Below are 16,456 nucleotides of genomic sequence, written 5' to 3'. Positions count from 1 at the left end.
GCCGGGACCCCTGCGGCCGCACGGTCCGGGAGGAGGAACGAGGGTGAGCGTCACCGGTCGTCGGGCAACGGCACCGGAGCCGGGTGCGCCGCAGCGCACCATCGGTTTCGGGCAGGCGGTGGCGCTCTATTCCGGAGCCGTGCTGGGGGCGGGGGTCCTGGTGCTGCCGGGGCAGGCGGCCACGATGGCCGGGCCCGCGTCGCTGCTGGCGTGGCTGTTCATGGGGCTGCTGGGACTGCCGCTGGCGACGACGTTCGCGGCGCTGGCCACCCGGTTCCCGGACGCCGGGGGCATCGCGACCTACGCGGCACGGGCGTTCGGTCCGACGGCGGGAGGGCTGTCGGGGTGGTTCTACTTCGCCTCCGCGGTGGCCGGCCAGACGGTCGTGCCGCTGACCGGCGGCTACTACGTGGCCGCGGCGCTGGGGGCCGGGCCGTGGTTCGCGTACCCGATCGCCGCCGTCATCCTGGCCCTGGCCGCGGCGGCGAACCTGGCGGGGATGCGCTTGAGCGGACGGGCGCAGCTGGTGCTCGCCGCCGGGGTGGCGCTCATGCTGCTGGCCGCGGCCCTCGCCGCGCTCCCCCGCGTCTCCCTGGACGGGTTCACCGACCCCGCCGCGTTCGCCCCGCACGGGGTCGCGGGTGTGGCCGAGGCCGCCGTGGTGCTGTTCCTCGCGTTCGCCGGGTGGGAGGCGGTGGCGCACCTGGCGGGCGAGTTCCGGGACGTGCACCGGGACATGCGCCGGGCGACCGTGGCGACGGTGGCGGTCGTCCTGGTCCTGTACACGGGGGTGGCCTTCGCTGTGGTGGGGACGCGGACCTACGGCGACCCGGCCGTGGACCGGGTCGCGGTGGGCGAGGTGCTGGGGACCGGGCTGGGGTTCAGCGCGACCGTGGCCGCCGCCGTCCTGGCGACGGTGATCAGCCTGGGGACGACGAACACGTTCCTCGCCTCGACGTCCCGGCTCGCCTACGCGCTGGGGCGCGACGGGTGGATGCCGGAGGCGCTCACCCGCCGCGACGCGCGCGGCGTCCCGGTGGCGGGCGTCCTGACCGTGGCGGGCGGCGGCGCGGCGGGCCTGGCGATCAGCTGGGCGGGAGGCTGGGGGACCGAGGCGCTGGTGGGCATCCCGGCGTCGCTGGTGCTGGTGACGTACCTGGCGGGGATGGGCGCAGGGGTGCGCCTGCTGCAGGGCCGGGCCCGCGCGCACGCGGCGACGGCACTGGTCCTGACGGCGGCGATCGCCCCTTTCGCCGCCAAGTACATCGCGGTCCCCGCGGTGGTGGCGGCGGTGGCGATGGCCTTCCGCCGGAAGACGGGCATAAGGCCAGTTGCGAAAGCGGATGAAGGCCACAGATGATCGCGGGCCGCGTCGCGCGCGCCCACCGGCACGTTCGCAGCGTCGGTATGGGGTCGCGCGGTTCCACACGAGGACTACCGGGTCTGAGCAGTGCCCTTTCCCTCGTGAAGCCGCCGCGAGACCGATCAGCGGGTCCAATACTCCTCATGCGGGATCGCCCGGCGCCGCGCCGGTATGAGGGCGTCAGCGCACAACTTCAGCGTGCTGAGGTAAATCATCGGGGTATCGGTAGAGCTCGCAACTTGCGGAGGATAGCCCGCGCACGGTCGCCGAGTTCGAGCAAGCGGCCCTCTTCTGCAGTGCGGACTATGCGCTGGACCTGATGCGGTAGACGGTGGCGCTCGGCGACGAGGAGCGCTTCCGTGAGTGCCTCCTCACCTCCGGCCACATCCCCTGCCCCGAGAAGGGCCTGGCCAGTGGTGGCACGTTCGATCGCCGACCACTGCGGGGCCGGTGGTTCTTCCTGCGGGGCCTGCTGTGCAAGACGAGTCGCCCGATCAGCACGACCGGTGGCCGCGAAACCACGAATCCGGGCTTCCCGGAGAGTGAAGTCGGTGAGCAGGATGCCCGACGCCCCTTCCTGGTCGGCGGTGTGTTGCGCTTCGCTGATCGCGGCGTCGAAGGCGTTGGCGTCGCCGTACTCCCCGGCGGCGCGGGCGAGCAGGAGGAGCGCTTGCCCGCGCTCTCCCGGAGTGCGGGTGAGGTGGAGCGCCTGGGTCAAACGTGCGGTGGCGGCACGGCTCCTTCCAGCCTTGCGAAGTTCATTGCCGTGCATGCGTAACACCCGCCCTTGGAGTTCGGCACCCTCAAGCTGCTCGGCCAGCACCAAAGCCTTTCCAGTCCAGCGTGCAGCAACGTACTGCTGTTCCTCAGCCAGGATGTGTCCCAGGCACACGCCGAGAGTGGTACGGGCGCGGGCGAGCAGGTACACGATTGAGGCGTCCACGCATCCTTCGGCCAGGCGGGCCTCCAGGCGAGCGACGAGAGGCCAGAGTTCTTCGACGGCTTCGGTAGCGCGTCCGGCCTGGCGTGCGATGTCGGCCAGGCGGATGGTGGAGTCACCGAACTGGAGAGCGGCGCGGAAGTCGGCGTCATCCTCGGTGGAGATGCCGAGAGCATGCGGTGGGACGGCCAGGGATCGGGAGAGGTGCGCCAGCCCAGCACGGTCGGCCAAGCGGCGACGTCCCCGTTCGAGGAGGGAGATATAGGAGGGGTCGTACCCCAGGTACTCGGCCAGTGTGGCTTGAGAAGTGCCGGTCAAGCGGCGATAGCAGGCGAGAATACGGCCCGGGTCGCCGCTGTCCAGGGCGGGACGGGCCTCTGGGCGCACCCAGATCCAACGTGGGGCCCGCCTGGTCACCGAGCCCGTTCCGGGTGGCTGAACCAGGCGTGGACGGAGCGCTTGTATCCCTCGGGCATGTTCAGCGCGTCGATCTCCTCCCGCCTGAACATGGCCCCTTCCTTGTGCTCGTGGGAGATCTGGAGGGGGGCACGCGACGTGGTCGTGCACCCGTAGGTCACGATGAATACGTGCCTGTCGGCCGCGAAGATGTAATACAGCCAGGAGTCCAGGATGGGGCCGGTCTTGACCGGCCACCCGGCCTCTTCAGTGATCTCTCGTGCCACGCACTCCTCAGGTGTCTCCCCCAGGTCGATCTTTCCGCCTGGCAGTTCCCACTCGTTCCTCTCGTTGCGCAGGAGCAGAACCAGCTCGTCGCGGATAACGACGCCCTTGACGGAGACCGGGAAGTGCGTGACGGACATGGGCTCGCTTCCGGCTCGGGGAGAATCCTGGGCGCACCGTAGCACCGCTTCCGGTCGCTAATGGCGGAACCTTCCTTGACAGATTGTCACTGGCCTCAAGGCAGTAGCGCCCGGGATGCTCGAGGCGTGACCAGAACGCGAGTCCCCCTTGCGGCCTCCAGCGAGGTGATGGCCCTGCTCCGCGAGACAGGGCTGGCCCATGTCCGCGTGCCTGCCGAACGCACCGCATTCACCGCAGCGGCCCGACGGCTGCTGGCGGCGTTCCCTCATCCTGATGCTGGAGCGGACGGTGTAACCGTGCTTCGTCCTCGCCCGGACGGTCGAGATCCAGGACGGGCGGGGTTCACTCAGGAAGCGCTGCTCGCTCACACTGAACGCGCCGGCGTACCCGTCCCGCCGCACCTGATGCTGCTGGCCTGCGTACGACCGGGCAGTTCCGGTGGCCTGACCACACTGGTGGACGGCGAGAAGGTCTTCTCGTTCCTGTGTGAACGCGCCCCGCAGGCGGCGACTGTCTTGTCCTCTCGTGGGGCTGCCTACTTCGGCGGCGCCACAGGGCATGCCGGGGCAGTGTTCGAGCGCACTTCCGAGGGCCGGTGGACCATCCGCCTGCGTCTGGACGAGCTCGCACGGTTCTCACCTCGGGCAGAGCCACACCTGCCAGAATTGTTGGACGCCATCAAGGCATGCACCACCATGCACCCCTTGGCGGCAGGTGAGGGTGTGCTGCTGGACAACACCCGCTGGCTGCATGGACGCCAGCCCTTCCACGGAAACCGGGTGATGTGGCGCGTACTCGGCGCCCCCATCACCCCACTGGCCCGGGGCTTCTATGCCTCGTGGGCCTACTCCACCCCGATGCTCCTCGATGCGAAGCCGGAGAAGTGATCACGGCTCCGACCGTGTCCTCCCCGGATGGAACTGCCCGCCCTGTCCGCCCTGATGAAGAATGCAGGACGACCATGAGCGATTCTCCCCTGGCCCTCGCCCGTGACCGCTTCCCTACCGGCCTGCCCGGCCACCGCGTCCCGATCCGCCCGCAGCCCTGTACACCGGGCCGCCCGTGGGGCATGGACCGCGCCCGCGAGATGCCCGCCGCCCCCGCCACCGGGAAGCACGGAAAGCCCACCAGCACCCGCCAGGAGACGGTGCCCACCGAGTACACCGACGACAGCAGGACCCGGCGCGACGACTACACCCAGACGGTGACCGATTGACGGGGCCGAGCAAGAGCGTCCTCCTACTGGCCGAACCCGATGACGGCGAGGCGGACCTGGTCGATCGGTGCCTGGGCACACGAAGGGTGAACACACTCCGCTTCGACACGGCGTGGTTTCCCGTCCGGGCTCGTCTTGCGGTCGAGCTCGGCCCCTCGGGTTGGGAGGGCACGATTCATACCCCCGAAGGGCCGATCGATCTGGTGGATATCGAAGCCGTGTACTACCGCCAGCCCCGCCCCTTCGAACCGGCGCGCGGACTGAGCGAGGCCGAAGCCCGCTTCGCCTCCGCCGAGGCCCGGTTCGGCCTCGGCGGTGTTCTCGCCTCGCTGGACGCACGCTGGGTACCCGGAGCCCCGGGACGGGTGGCCGACGCCGAGTACAAGCCGCTCCAACTCGCAATCGCCGCACGCTGCGGACTGTCCGTCCCGCCCACCATGGTGACCAATGATCCCGCCGCCGCACGCGAATTCGCCGCCGGGCAGAGGGACGGCGCGGTGTACAAGGCACTGATGCACAAGCTGATCGCCGACTCTGGCGAGCCGCGGCTGATCTACACATCACCGGTGGCCGCCGAGGAGATCGGCGGGGGCGTGGCCGCGACCGCTCACCAATTCCAAGCCGACCTGGCCGGGAAGAAGGCCGTCGACGCACGCCTACTGGTCACCCTTCGGGGTTGTGCGGCTGTGGCCATCCGGGCCGAGCGCCCGGAGGCACGGCGGGACTTCCGTCTGGATTACGCCGCACTCGACTACGCGCCGATCGAGGTTCCCGCCCCGGTGGCCGAGGGCTGTACCCGCTACCTGTCGGCGCTGGGTCTGACGGCCGGAGTATTCGGCTTCTGCCTCACCGACCGCGACTGGCTCTTCTTGGAGTGCGGCCCCGGAGCCCAGTGGGGCTGGCTTCAGGAGGCCACCGGCGTAGCGATGTCCGACCTGGTCGCCGAGGAGCTGATGGCATCCCCATGACCAACGTCCCGCGCGCCCGATGGGGCCCGCTTCTGGAACGGCTGGCCGACGACCTCACCCCGGAACCGCTGTCGGACCCGGCCTGGGAACGGGCCTTCCGGGAGGTGCCGCGCCACCTCTTCGTTCCCGGCTACTACGACGAGACCGCCGATCGCGACCCGACCTGGGTCGGGGCCGAGGATCCCGGATGGCTGGAGGGCGTCTACACCGACGACTCGCTGATCACCCAGCTCCGCCGACACCCGCAAGCGCCCGGCTCTTGGTGGCCGACCAGTTCATCCAGCCGCCCCTCCCTCATGGTCGCAATGCTGCACGCGCTCGACGTGCGCGACGGCCACCGTGTGCTGGAGGTCGGCACGGGAAGCGGCTACAACGCCGCACTGCTCTCGGCCCGGCTCGGAGGCGAGAACGTCACCACCGTCGACATCGGCCCCGCGCTGACCTCGACGGCGTGCCGACGGCTGGCCGGGGCGGGGCACCTCCCCACGGTCGTCACGGGCGACGGTGCCGAGGGCGCGCCCGGACACGCCCCGTTCGACCGGGTGATCGCCACGCACTCGGTCGAACAGGTCCCCTACGCCTGGATCGCCCAGACCCGGCCCGGCGGCCTGGTCCTGGTCGATGTGCGGTCGGTGGGCACGCCGCGGGTCGGGCATCTCGCTCGGTTGGAGGTGCACGGGGACGGCACAGCCTCAGGTGGGTTCAGTGTCAGCGAACCCGGGTTCTTCATGCCCGCACGCCACGACCTCGCCGTCCCTCAGCGCCGGTTCCCTCCGCCGATGGACCTGCGGGACGCGGTCGAGCGGAGCAGCGAGATCGGCGCCCGCGCATTGGATCCGCCCGGCGCGGCGTTCCGGCTGTGGGCGGAGGTGCCCGACATCGGCATCACCAGCATGGGAAGGGCTGCTCTGCTGTTCACCCCGGACGGGGCTTGGGCCACCGCCGATGAAGTGGGCCGGGTGCGCACTTCCGGGCCCCGCGACCTGTGGGCGCTGGCCGAGAAGGCCCAGAACGAGTGGGAGGCCGCCGGGCGACCGGGCGTCGAGGAACACCTCATCGAGGTCGGTCCCCAAGGCCAGAGGATCATGCTCCCGGGCACGCCGTGACCTCGGTGACGGGACAGCAGAGCGGAACCACGGGCAAGGGGGTGGGAGGGCCCGCCAAGCAGCGTCGGGATGCAACGGCCCCTACAGGCTCAGTTCCCCACCCTCTGTGGGGGTGGGCCGGGTTGGAGGGAGGGGCGGTACCGGATCAGCTTGCCCGGGAGGCCTCCTGCCACCGCGGTCCTCGTCGTGATCCGCGTTCCCGTCATCAGGTCCGCGGTGCCCGCCTGGTCGCGGCGGACCAGTTCCGGTGCCCCGTGGATCAGCACGACCAGCAGCGCCCATGGATGCAGGTCGAACACGAACAGCACCGTCACCGGCGTGTACAGCAGCGCCGCCCGCAGGGTCGACCTCCACCGCGCCGCTGGGCCAGGACTCCCCTTCTCGGCGACGGCCAGCCTCATGCTCGCCCGCCCCGGTGTGCTCCGGTCCCTCCGCAGCAGCGGCACCAGCAGGCCGAACAGTACCGCCGCCGCCACCAGCGCCGTCTTGTGCGCCGCACCCGCTCCTCCGGCGGCGACGACCCCCGCCTGCAGCAGCACGCCCGCCAGCAGCAGCGTCCCGTACCACCAGAGCATCAGGTCCAGCAGGTGCCCGCCGAGGCGCCGCGACAGCCCCGGCGGCATCGCGTCCATGACGGCCCCGGGCCACCCGCGCGGCAGGACGCGCACGGCCGCGCTCCCGGCCAGCCACCCCGCGGCGCCCCCGGCCGCGCCCAGCAGCACGTCGTCGACCGCGGCCACCCGGTAGGCGCAGGGGTACAGCCCGAGCATCCCGGTCGCCTGCACGGCCTCCACCGCGAGCGCGATCAGCGCGGTCAGCGCCAGCGTGAACCAGAACCCGCGCCGGTACCGGTAGCGGGCCAGGGCCCCGGCGGCCGCGGGCACCCCGGCCGCCGCCGCGGTGTGCAAGGCGGCCGTGGTCCACGACCCCGGGAGCGCGCCCAGGGACAGCGGCTGGGCCAGCACCGGGGCGCCGCCGTCGATCGCGCACAGCCCGTCCGTGCCGCGCGGCAGCGGCCACACCGCCAGCACGCCCGCCGCCAGCGCGGTGGCGAGCACCGCCAGGGTCGCCTGCCCCTGCCAGCCCGCGACGCGCCCGTAGCGCCCCAGGTGGGCGCGGAAGAACAGGGCCGCCCCCACTGCCGCGGCGAACACGGCGGCCGGTACGGCGACCACGGCCCCTCCCGGCCCGGCGCCCAGAATCCCTCCCATAGGTCCACCAGGCTAGCCGCGCCCGCACGGCCGCGCGGGAGAACACCGGATCCGGAGACGGGGGCGGCCGGGAGCCGCCGGTACGGGCGCCCGCCGACACTCTTCTGTAACTATTCGATAATTCTTCGTCAGGCTACGAACGCGTAGCGCTGTCGGACCGAACCCGGCAAACGCCCACATCCACACGACGGACGCCCAGTTAGGGACCAAAGTCTTCCCTGCCCCACCGCACCGCAGAGCCCCTGGAGGCCCGTCCCCCCGGCGATTCCCGCCCTTACTCGGGCGAGATACGATCCCTGGGCCGAATCCCCGCGTCTTCCTCGCGTTGCGCGGACAGGTCGGCCCGGCCGGAGGGCGCCGCGCGCGCACCGGCCGCCGGTCCTCCACACCGAAAGCACCGGAACGCCCCTTCGCCGTTCCACCGCGTCCATGTGTGCTCAAGGCACGGGCCATAGGAGAGCAGTGCAGGAAGCAGAGAAGCGGCGGGTCCCGAGCATCCGCACCCGGCTCCGCAGGATCGTCATGACCCCCACCGCGGCGCTGGTCGCGGTGTGGCTCGTCGTCAGCGGCGTCCTGTTCTACAACGCCGCCATGGAGCTGGCCCTGAGCAAGGGCAACGAGACCTACCTCACGCCGTCCGCCGTGGCGCTGACGACGGTGATGAAGGAGCGCACCATCACCGTCGGGTACCTGGAGCACCCGGACGACCTGGCCGGTGAGCTGGAGGAGGCCCAGCAGGAGTCCTCGGACAAGATGGGCACGATCATCACGGACTACGACGAGCTGAAGCCGCTCGTCCCGGAGTCCTCCGTCGAGCGCATCACCCGGCTCCAGGAGTCCTACGAGGGCATCGAGGAGCTCCGCGCCTCCGTGAAGGCGGGCACCGCCTCCCGCCGGGAGGTCCTGGACTTCTTCAACGGCGTCACCGCCGCCGCCGCCGACGTCTTCGACGACCTGGCCCGCGCGGGCACCAACCCCGAGTCGATGGGGCCGGGGGTCAGCGCCACCTCCACCTTCCGCGCCGTCGACCAGCTCGGCCGTGCCGACGCCCAGCTCATCCGCTCCTTCGCCGAGGACGAGCTGAGCCACCCCGACATGCACGCCTTCGTGCAGGAGTTCGGCGCCTACGAGTCGCGGATGGAGCAGACCGCCCCCTTCCTCGGCCCCGAGCAGCGCGTGCGGTACCGGGAGCTGACCGAGACCCCCGAGTTCAAGCGGCTGAACGAGTACGTCGACCAGATCATGCAGCGCCCGGCCGAGACCGAGACCGACCCGGTCACCGGCGAGGTCACCGAGCGCTTCCCGATGCCGGTCGACAAGGAGGACTGGGACGAGGCCTACCTCGCCGTCTTCGACGAGCTCACCGCGATCGGCGCCGACGAGGCGCTGTACGCCGGGTCCCTGCAGGCCAACGTGGCCTACCGGTCGATGGCCATGGCCGTCCTGGGCAGCGCGGGCGTCGGTTCCCTGGCGATCCTGGCGGTGCTCACCGCCACCCGCTCCGCGCACCGCCTGGTCGACCGGCTGCACCGGCTGCGCGACGACACCGAGGAGCTCACCGAGCGGCGGCTGCCCGGCATCATGGGCCGGCTGCGCCGGCACGAGCCGGTGGAGCTGGACGACGAGCTGCCCGACCTGGTCGCCAACCAGGACGACGACGAGATCGGCCAGGTCGCCCGCTCGTTCGACACCGCCCAGCGCACCGCGGTGGAGGCGGCGATCAACCAGGCCGAGCTGCGGCACGGCGTGAACCGGGTGTTCCTGAGCATCGCCCACCGCAGCCAGACCCTGATCCACCGCCAGCTCCGCCTGCTCGACCGGATGGAGCGCGACCAGGAGGACCCCGCCCAGCTCACCGAGCTGTTCAAGCTGGACCACCTGGCCACCCGCTCCCGCCGCAACGCCGAGAACCTGCTCATCCTGGGCGGGGAGAACCCGGGCCGCACCTGGCACCGCCCGATGCCGCTGGTGGACGTGCTGCGCGGGGCCATCTCCGAGTCCGGCGACTACTCGCGGGTGCAGCGCAACCACATCGCCCGGGTGTCGCTGATCGGCCCGGCGGTGGCCGACGTCATCCACCTGGTCGCCGAGCTGGTGGACAACGCCACCGCGTTCTCCCCGCCGCACACCCGGGTGATGCTCAGCAGCGAGCAGGTGCCCAACGGCGTGACCGTGGAGATCGAGGACCGCGGCCTGGGCATGCAGGACGACGAGTTCGAGTCGGCCAACGCCCTGCTGGCGGACCCGCCCGAGTTCGACGTGATGCGGCTCAACGAGAAGATGCGCCTGGGCCTGTTCGTCGTCTCGCGGCTGGCCAAGCGGCACGGGATCAAGGTGTGGCTGCGCTCCTCGCCCTACGGCGGCGTGCAGGCGATCGTGCTGCTGCCGCCGGAGCTGATCTCCGAGGCCCCCGCGCCCGCGTCGCCGCGCGGGCTCCCCGCGCCCTCCCCCGCGCCGTCCGACGGGGACCTGCTGGGCGCCTCCGACGGCCCGTCCCCGGCCGCGAAGGAACGGGAGGCGGTCGAGGAGGCCGCCGGGGGCGACGGCGCGGACGCGGCGCCGGACGACGCCCCCGCCGAGGCCCCGGAGACCCCGGACGACGCCCCGGACGCCCCGCTGGAGGTCCGCACCGGGGAGCCGACGGACAAGGCGATCAGTGCCCTGGCGCCGTTCGCCGCCCCCGGCGGCGAAGGGGGGAACGGCTCCGCCCGCGACGGCGGCCCCACCGTCACCCCCTCGGGCCTGCCCCGGCGCGGCTCGCTCCGCTCCGGCCCCGCCTCGCGCGACACCCGCCCCGACCCGGCCCCGGCCGGCGACGGCGCCGACCGACCGGCGCTGCCCAAGCGGCGCCCGCAGACCAACCTCGCCCCCCAGCTCGCCGACCGCTGCCCGAACGATCCCGCCGCGGACGGCGACGGCGGCGGGCAGGGCGCACCCCCGTCCGGATCCGCCCCACAGGATCCGGAGCGCTCAGAGCGGCTGCGCCGGAACATGTCCGCGTTCCAGCAGGGCACCCGCCGCGGCCGCGAGGAGAGCCGCGGCCAGGGCCGCGCCGCCGAGGACGACACCACCGAGGACACTGAGAAGGACTCCTGACCTTGACGAACAACGCTGCGAAGGACTTGAACTGGCTCCTCGACGGGCTCGTCGAGCGCGCGGTGGGCGCCCGGTACGCGATCGTCCTGTCCGCCGACGGCCTGCTCATGGGCAGCTCGGCCGACCTGGGCAAGGACGACGCCGAGCAGCTCTCCGCGGTCGCCTCGGCCTTCCAGAGCCTGGCCCGCGGCACCGGCAAGCAGTTCAACGGCGGTGAGGTGCTGCAGACCGTCGTGGAGATGGAGCGCGCCTACCTGTTCGTCACCGGCGCGGGCAGCGGCGCCTGCCTGGCCGTGGTGTCCGAGGAGGGGTCCGATGTGGGCCTCATCGCGTACGAGATGAACGTCCTTGTGGAACAGGTCGGCCGGTTCCTGGACGCGGCCCCCCGGGGTGACGGGAGGCCCGCGCCGGAGTCGGCCGGGTGACGGGAGGCACCATGGCGGATCCCCGCGATTCGGGTCTCGGCCAGGACGAGGCCGGGTCGGTCGTCCGGCCCTACATCCTCACTGAGGGCCGGCAGCACGCCGACGCCGTCCAGCTGGACATGGTCAGCGTGGTCATCGCCGCGCGCGCCGAGGTCGACGAGATGGCCCTGGAACCGGAGCAGCTGCGCATCCTGGAGCTGTGCCGCAGGGCCCAGTCGGTGGCCGAGGTCTCCGCGCACATGGACATCCCCGTCGCCGTGGTCAAGGTGCTGCTCGGCGACCTCATCGGCCGGGGCTACGTCCTGGCCCGCGCCCCCTACACGACAGAGAGCCCGGTGAGCCGGGACGTACTGCAGGCGGTTCTCGATGGCATCCAACGACTCTGACAGCGGCCCGGACGGCGGCGAGCGCATCCCGGCCGCCATCAAGATCCTGGTGGCGGGCGGCTTCGGCGCGGGCAAGACCACCCTGGTCGGTTCGATCAGCGAGGTCGCACCGCTCAGCACCGAGGAGCTGATGACCGAGGCCAGCCTGGGCGTGGACGACCTGTCCGGGGTGGAGCAGAAGAACACCACCACGGTGGCCCTGGACTTCGGCCGCATCACCATCAACGAGGACCTGGTCCTCTACCTGTTCGGCACGCCCGGCCAGCAGCGCTTCTGGTTCATGTGGGAAGAGCTGGCCACGGGTGCGCTCGGGTCGGTGGTGCTCGCCGACACGCGGCGGCTGGAGACCTGCTTCCCCGCGGTGGACTTCTTCGAGCGGCGGGGGGTGCCGTTCGTGGTGGCGGTGAACTGCTTCGAGGGCGCGCACCACTACGAGGCCGAGGAGGTGCGCGCGGCGCTGAGCATCCCGCCGGAGGTGCCGGTGCTGCTGTGCGACGCGCGCGACCGGTCCTCCAGCAAGGAGGTGCTGCTGACGCTGGTGCGGCACGTGGCGCGGCGCACCGCCGCCCCGGCCTGACCGGCGCGGGGCGCGCGATCCCCTGTGCCGCCGGGGCTGCCGCGCGGGGCGGAGTTCCTCGGGCGCGGGGGCGGCCGGTAAGGTCCCTACCGACCGGTACCTACCGGTCACTCGGTGGGTGTCCCCCCGGCCCGCCCCGTCCCCACACCGCACCGGAGAGGCCCGATGAAACGGTTCGACTGGTACGACGAGATCCACCGCCTCGACGCCGAGGCCGACGCGCGCCGGATCACCTTCGTCCTGGGCGCCCACGAGTTCCCCTGGGACATGTCCCAGGCCCTCGGGCTGGCCCTGTACCGGACCTATGCGGTGCCCAGCATCGGCGGGCTGCTGGGCGACACCGAGGAGTTCACCGACCGCACGCAGCACCGGTACGACGACACCGCGCTGCTGCTGGGCCAGATGCTGCGGCACGGTTTCGAGCCGGGGCGGGGCCGCGACGCCCTGCGGCGCATGAACCAGATGCACCGCAGCTACGACATCTCCAACGAGGACTACCTGTACGTGCTGAGCACGTTCGTGGTGATGCCCCCGCGCTGGCTCAACGAGTGGGGCTTCGGGTGGCGCCGCCTGAGCGAGCACGAGATCCGCGCGAACACCAACTACTACCGCGACCTCGGCCGCCACATGGCGATCAAGGACATTCCCGACACGTTCGAGGAGTTCTACGAGCTGTTCGACTCCTACGAGCGCGAGCACTTCGGCTTCAGCGAGGGCGGCCGCGCGGTGTCCGACAGCACGCTCGACCTGATGCTCGACTTCTCCCCGTCCTGGCAGCGGCCGGTGATGAAGAAGTTCACCATGGCGCTGCTGGACGACCGGCTGACCGGGGCGTTCCGGTACGAGCCGGCGTCGGGCTTCTGGAAGGGCGCCGCGAAGTTCGCCCTCAAGGCGCGGGCGAGGGTCGTGCGGTTCATGCCGCCGCGCGTGGAGCCGTTCACCGAAGACGACAACCCGAACATCAAGAGCTACCCGGACGGGTTCGACCCGAGCCGGATCGGCACCTTCCCCGCGAAGTGCCCGGTCCCGCACGACCTGCGGACGGTGGAGGTGTCGGGCAGCCGCGACCGCGTCCCGGCCCCGGGCGAGGCGCTGCCGCCGGAGAAGCGCGGCGCCCAGCAGGGTGAACAGGTCTGAACCGGCCATGACCGCACCCCCCGCTGCGGAGGCCGACGGCCTCCGCGGTGCGATGCTGCCCCGATCCGTCCACGCGGGCTACGGGGTGGGCGCGATCGCCACCCACGTGTTCACGACGGTCCCGTCCCTGCTGCTGCTGATCTACCTGACCGACGCCCTGGCCGTGGCGCCCGCCCTGGCCGGGTTCGTCGTGGTGGCGCCCAAGGCGGTGGACGTGCTGGCGGGCCCGTTCATCGGCATCCGCTCGGACCGGACCGTGTCCCGGTGGGGGCCGCGCCGCCCGTGGATGCTGGCGGGCACGTTCGCCCTGCCGGTGTGCTTCGCGCTGCTGTTCGCGGGGTTCCCCCTGCAGGGCGCGCCCGCGGCGTTCGCCGTCCTGGCGGTGTTCGTCGCGGCGGCGCTGTCGGCGTCGGTGTTCCAGGTGCCGTATGCGGCGATGCCCGGGGAGATCACCGACAGCTACCACGAGCGGTCGGTGCTGCAGAGCTGGCGGACGGTGTTCGTCGGCGTGGCGCTGCTGCTGGGCGGGGCGCTCGCGCCCGTCCTGGTGCACAGCACGGGGCCCGGGAACGCGATCGAGGGCTACCGCCTGATGGGCGTGGTGATGGCGGCCATCACGATGGCGGTCATGGCGGGGTGCGTGTACTGGACGCGCAAGGCGCCGTTGCGCCGCCGGGTGCACGAGGCGCAGGGGCTGGTGGCCCAGTTCCGCACGGCGCTGGGCAACCCGCACTTCCGGCGGCTGCTGCCGACGGCGTTCCTGCAGGTGGTGGCCTCGGGGACGATGATCGCGGGCGTGCCGTACGTGACCGGGCACGTGATGGGCGAGCCGGGGTACACCGCCCTGCTGGTCGTGTGCGTGACGGTGCCGCTGATCGCGACCATGCCCGTATGGATGGCCGTCTCGCGCCGCCTGGACAAGCGGCCGACGCTGGCCCTGGCGGCCGGGTTCTTCATCGCCGGGGCCGTGGGCCTGTACTTCATCCCGGTGATGGGCGGCCTGCCGTGGGCGGTCGCCATGTCGGTGGTGGTGGGCACGGGCAACGCGGGCTGCACGATGCTGCCGTACTCGATGCTGACCGACTGCATCGCCGCCACGCGCGCGGTGAGCGGCAGGCACCAGGCGGGCGTGCTGGCCGGGATCTGGTCGTCGATGGAGGCCCTGGGCGGGGCGCTGGGCGCCCAGCTGCTGAGCGCGGCGCTGGCGGTGAGCGGCTACCGCCAGTCGGCGGCGGGCGAGGCCGTCGCCCAGACGGACCGGGCGCTGCAGGGCATGCTGGTCGGGAGCACGCTGGTGCCCGCGGCGGTGATGCTGGCGTCGGTGCTGCTGCTGCGGCTGTACCGGTTGAACGCGAAGGAGATGGCGCGGCTGACGACGACCGTGCCCGAGCCGTCTCCGAGCCGCCCCCGAGCCGGGCCGAAGGGCGCCGAGGGGGGCTGAAGGGCGCCCCGCCGGTTGCGCGGACCACGGGGGTCAGGCGGGTTCGCTCTCCAGGGTCAGCAGCCCGACCTGCGGGGGGATGCCCACCCGCTGCGGCGGGCCGTAGAAGCCGACGCCGTTGGTGACGTACAGCCAGGTGTCGCCCACCCGCCCCAGGCCCGACTGGATCGGGTTCTCCCGTGCGCGGAGCACGTTGAGGGGGATGGTCTGCCCGCCGTGGGTATGCCCGGACACCTGCAGGTCGACCCCGTACTCGGCGGCGTCGAAGACCTGGGCGGGGGTGTGGGCGGCCAGGACCGCCGGGACGCCCTCGTCCCGGCCGCCCAGCGCCGCCTCGTAGTCGGGCGGGGAGCCGTGGGAGCGGCCGGCCTCGTCGTGGACCCCCGCCAGGTCCAGGCGGGCGCCGTCCCGCTCGATGGTCACCCGCTCGTTGCGCAGGACGCGCACGCCGAGTTCCTCCACACGGTCCAGCCACTCCTCCGTCGGCCCGCTCACGCGGTAGAACTCGTGGTTGCCGGTGACGAAGAAGGCGCCGTGCGGTGCGTGCAGGTCCGCGAGGGCGGCGACCTCCTCCCCCGCCCGGCCGACCGGTGCGTCCGCCAGGTCCCCGGCGACGACCACCAGGTCGGGTTCGCGGGCGTTGAGGAGGTCGACGGCGCGGCGCAGGCCGTCCCCGTCCAGGAAGGGCCACAGGTGGGTGTCGGCCAGGACGCCGATCCGCAGGCCGGACAGGCCGGGGGCGAGCCGGGGCATCGGGACGGCCGCCTCGTGCACGTCCGGGGCGGCGAACGCGGTACGCGCCCCGGTGCCGACGGTCGCTCCGGTGGCCAGGAGGGCCGCCGCAGCGGCCCCGCGCGAGAGAACCTGGCGCCGCGCCCAGAACGGCGGCCCGCCGCCGGAGGCGGCGGAGGCGGCCTGCCCGGAGCTTTCGGGCGCACCGCCTCGCAGACTCGGCGGGGCCGCTCCTCCCCGGTCGGTCTGCGGCACCGCGGCACGGCGCCGTAGCACGGCCCCAAGGAGGTGCAACGGCTCCATGGCCACGAGCCACACGGCCAGGTAGCACACCACCGCCGCCCAGGTGAATCCGGTCCAGGCCAGCCACGACGGGAACGACACCGCCAGTAGGGCCCGCACGCTGAGCGCGCCCAGCAGGGCCCCGGCCGCCAGGACCAGTCCGCCGAGCACCCGCGGCGGCCACGCGGGGGTGGTGCACCAGATCAGGCGCCAGCCGATGTAGGCGTGGACCGCGAGCATGAACAGGGCGAGGGGGATCAGCAGCACGGATGTTCCCTGCAGGTGGGGGAGATGATGCCCATTGAGACGAACGGCGCCCCATGCCGGGTTCCGGTGGACTGTGCCTCTGCGAGGGCGAATCCACCGGCCCGCACGGGCAGAGAGCGCCGACGACGAAGGTGGTTGGTCCTACCTGCGACGTTGTCGACTGCCTGGTGTGCGCGTGGTCGGGGTGTTCGGCGGCGACGGCGCAAGCGGGGCGGTTCCCTTGGCCTGCTTGCCGAGCGGCGGGCTCCTCGCGGTCCGGGTGGGGGCGGCGATCCCGAGCGGCGGAATGGACGCTTTTCGCGTGATCGGGTGGCGGATCCGCCGCGCAGGATGACCCCAAGCCGCCCGTCGCGTCCGGAAGGCCGGTTCCGGTCCGGGTGGGTTCTAGTTTGTGTTGCAAGTGTGCAGGTCCGAGAAGGAGGAACGGGACGTGCCGGGCAAGCGCCTGACGATCACCGAACGCGAGGAGATCGCGATCCTGCTGGAC

15 protein-coding genes are annotated in these 16,456 nt (G+C 72.3%); 11 read left to right on the top strand and 4 right to left on the bottom strand.

The features are described 5' to 3' along the window. Positions 1-43: 43 nt before the first annotated feature. Entirely contained in the window at positions 44-1,360 is a 1,317-nt protein-coding gene (locus O4U47_RS24175; protein ID WP_270680257.1) for an APC family permease, read from the top strand. A gap of 214 nt (positions 1,361-1,574) precedes the next feature. Here the strand turns inward: O4U47_RS24175 and O4U47_RS24170 are convergent, their stop codons facing one another. After that, complete coding sequence (locus O4U47_RS24170) at positions 1,575-2,621, bottom strand: hypothetical protein (protein WP_270680256.1); 1,047 nt, start codon at positions 2,619-2,621, stop codon at positions 1,575-1,577. A 95-nt stretch (positions 2,622-2,716) separates the two neighbouring features. Then, positions 2,717-3,124, bottom strand: a complete 408-nt coding sequence (locus tag O4U47_RS24165; RefSeq protein WP_270680255.1) for an NUDIX hydrolase — start codon at positions 3,122-3,124, stop codon at positions 2,717-2,719. Positions 3,125-3,250: 126 nt separating this feature from the next. Between O4U47_RS24165 and O4U47_RS24160 the strand changes: the two genes are divergently transcribed. The 4 genes from O4U47_RS24160 (at position 3,251) to O4U47_RS24145 (ending at position 6,415) form a co-directional block, all read left to right on the top strand. Then, positions 3,251-4,012, top strand: a complete 762-nt coding sequence (locus tag O4U47_RS24160; RefSeq protein ID WP_270680254.1) for a TauD/TfdA family dioxygenase — start codon at positions 3,251-3,253, stop codon at positions 4,010-4,012. 74 nt (positions 4,013-4,086) lie between these two features. Further along, positions 4,087-4,341: a hypothetical protein gene (locus tag O4U47_RS24155; protein WP_270680253.1), complete on the top strand. Its 255-nt coding sequence runs from the start codon at positions 4,087-4,089 to the stop codon at positions 4,339-4,341. Continuing rightward, a complete protein-coding gene (locus O4U47_RS24150; RefSeq protein WP_333563670.1) occupies positions 4,338-5,309 on the top strand; it encodes an MvdC/MvdD family ATP grasp protein in 972 nt (323 codons plus the stop codon). The genes O4U47_RS24155 and O4U47_RS24150 overlap by 4 nt, the downstream gene beginning before the upstream one ends. Beyond that, a complete protein-coding gene (locus O4U47_RS24145; protein WP_270680251.1) occupies positions 5,306-6,415 on the top strand; it encodes a methyltransferase domain-containing protein in 1,110 nt (369 codons plus the stop codon). Before O4U47_RS24150 ends, O4U47_RS24145 begins: the two co-directional genes overlap by 4 nt. An 89-nt stretch (positions 6,416-6,504) precedes the next feature. Here O4U47_RS24145 and O4U47_RS24140 read toward each other — a convergent pair whose 3' ends face one another. Then, a complete protein-coding gene (locus tag O4U47_RS24140; RefSeq protein ID WP_270680250.1) occupies positions 6,505-7,626 on the bottom strand; it encodes a VanZ family protein in 1,122 nt (373 codons plus the stop codon). Positions 7,627-8,088: 462 nt separating this feature from the next. Between O4U47_RS24140 and O4U47_RS24135 the strand changes: the two genes are divergently transcribed. The 6 genes from O4U47_RS24135 to O4U47_RS24110 all read left to right on the top strand — a co-directional run bounded on the left by O4U47_RS24135 (position 8,089) and on the right by O4U47_RS24110 (position 14,688). Beyond that, positions 8,089-10,722: a sensor histidine kinase gene (locus tag O4U47_RS24135; protein ID WP_270680249.1), complete on the top strand. Its 2,634-nt coding sequence runs from the start codon at positions 8,089-8,091 to the stop codon at positions 10,720-10,722. 26 nt (positions 10,723-10,748) lie between these two features. Further along, positions 10,749-11,147, top strand: coding sequence for a roadblock/LC7 domain-containing protein (locus O4U47_RS24130; RefSeq protein WP_270680284.1), 399 nt, complete (start codon positions 10,749-10,751; stop codon positions 11,145-11,147). Between the two features lie 11 nt (positions 11,148-11,158). Then, positions 11,159-11,533, top strand: a complete 375-nt coding sequence (locus O4U47_RS24125) for a DUF742 domain-containing protein (protein ID WP_270680248.1) — start codon at positions 11,159-11,161, stop codon at positions 11,531-11,533. Next, positions 11,514-12,110: a GTP-binding protein gene (locus tag O4U47_RS24120; RefSeq protein WP_270680247.1), complete on the top strand. Its 597-nt coding sequence runs from the start codon at positions 11,514-11,516 to the stop codon at positions 12,108-12,110. The genes O4U47_RS24125 and O4U47_RS24120 overlap by 20 nt, the downstream gene beginning before the upstream one ends. 165 nt (positions 12,111-12,275) lie before the next feature. Next, entirely contained in the window at positions 12,276-13,247 is a 972-nt protein-coding gene (locus O4U47_RS24115) for an oxygenase MpaB family protein (protein WP_270680246.1), read from the top strand. A 7-nt stretch (positions 13,248-13,254) separates the two neighbouring features. Next, complete coding sequence (locus tag O4U47_RS24110) at positions 13,255-14,688, top strand: MFS transporter (protein WP_270680245.1); 1,434 nt, start codon at positions 13,255-13,257, stop codon at positions 14,686-14,688. A gap of 33 nt (positions 14,689-14,721) precedes the next feature. Here O4U47_RS24110 and O4U47_RS24105 read toward each other — a convergent pair whose 3' ends face one another. Beyond that, entirely contained in the window at positions 14,722-15,969 is a 1,248-nt protein-coding gene (locus O4U47_RS24105) for a metallophosphoesterase (RefSeq protein WP_270680244.1), read from the bottom strand. Positions 15,970-16,456: the final 487 nt, after the last annotated feature.

Origin of the sequence: Nocardiopsis suaedae, assembly GCF_027706745.1 — a bacterium.
Lineage (GTDB): Bacteria > Actinomycetota > Actinomycetes > Streptosporangiales > Streptosporangiaceae > Nocardiopsis_A > Nocardiopsis_A suaedae.
Note: the sequence above shows the minus strand (reverse complement) of the source record. Positions and strands in the feature narration are given on the sequence as shown.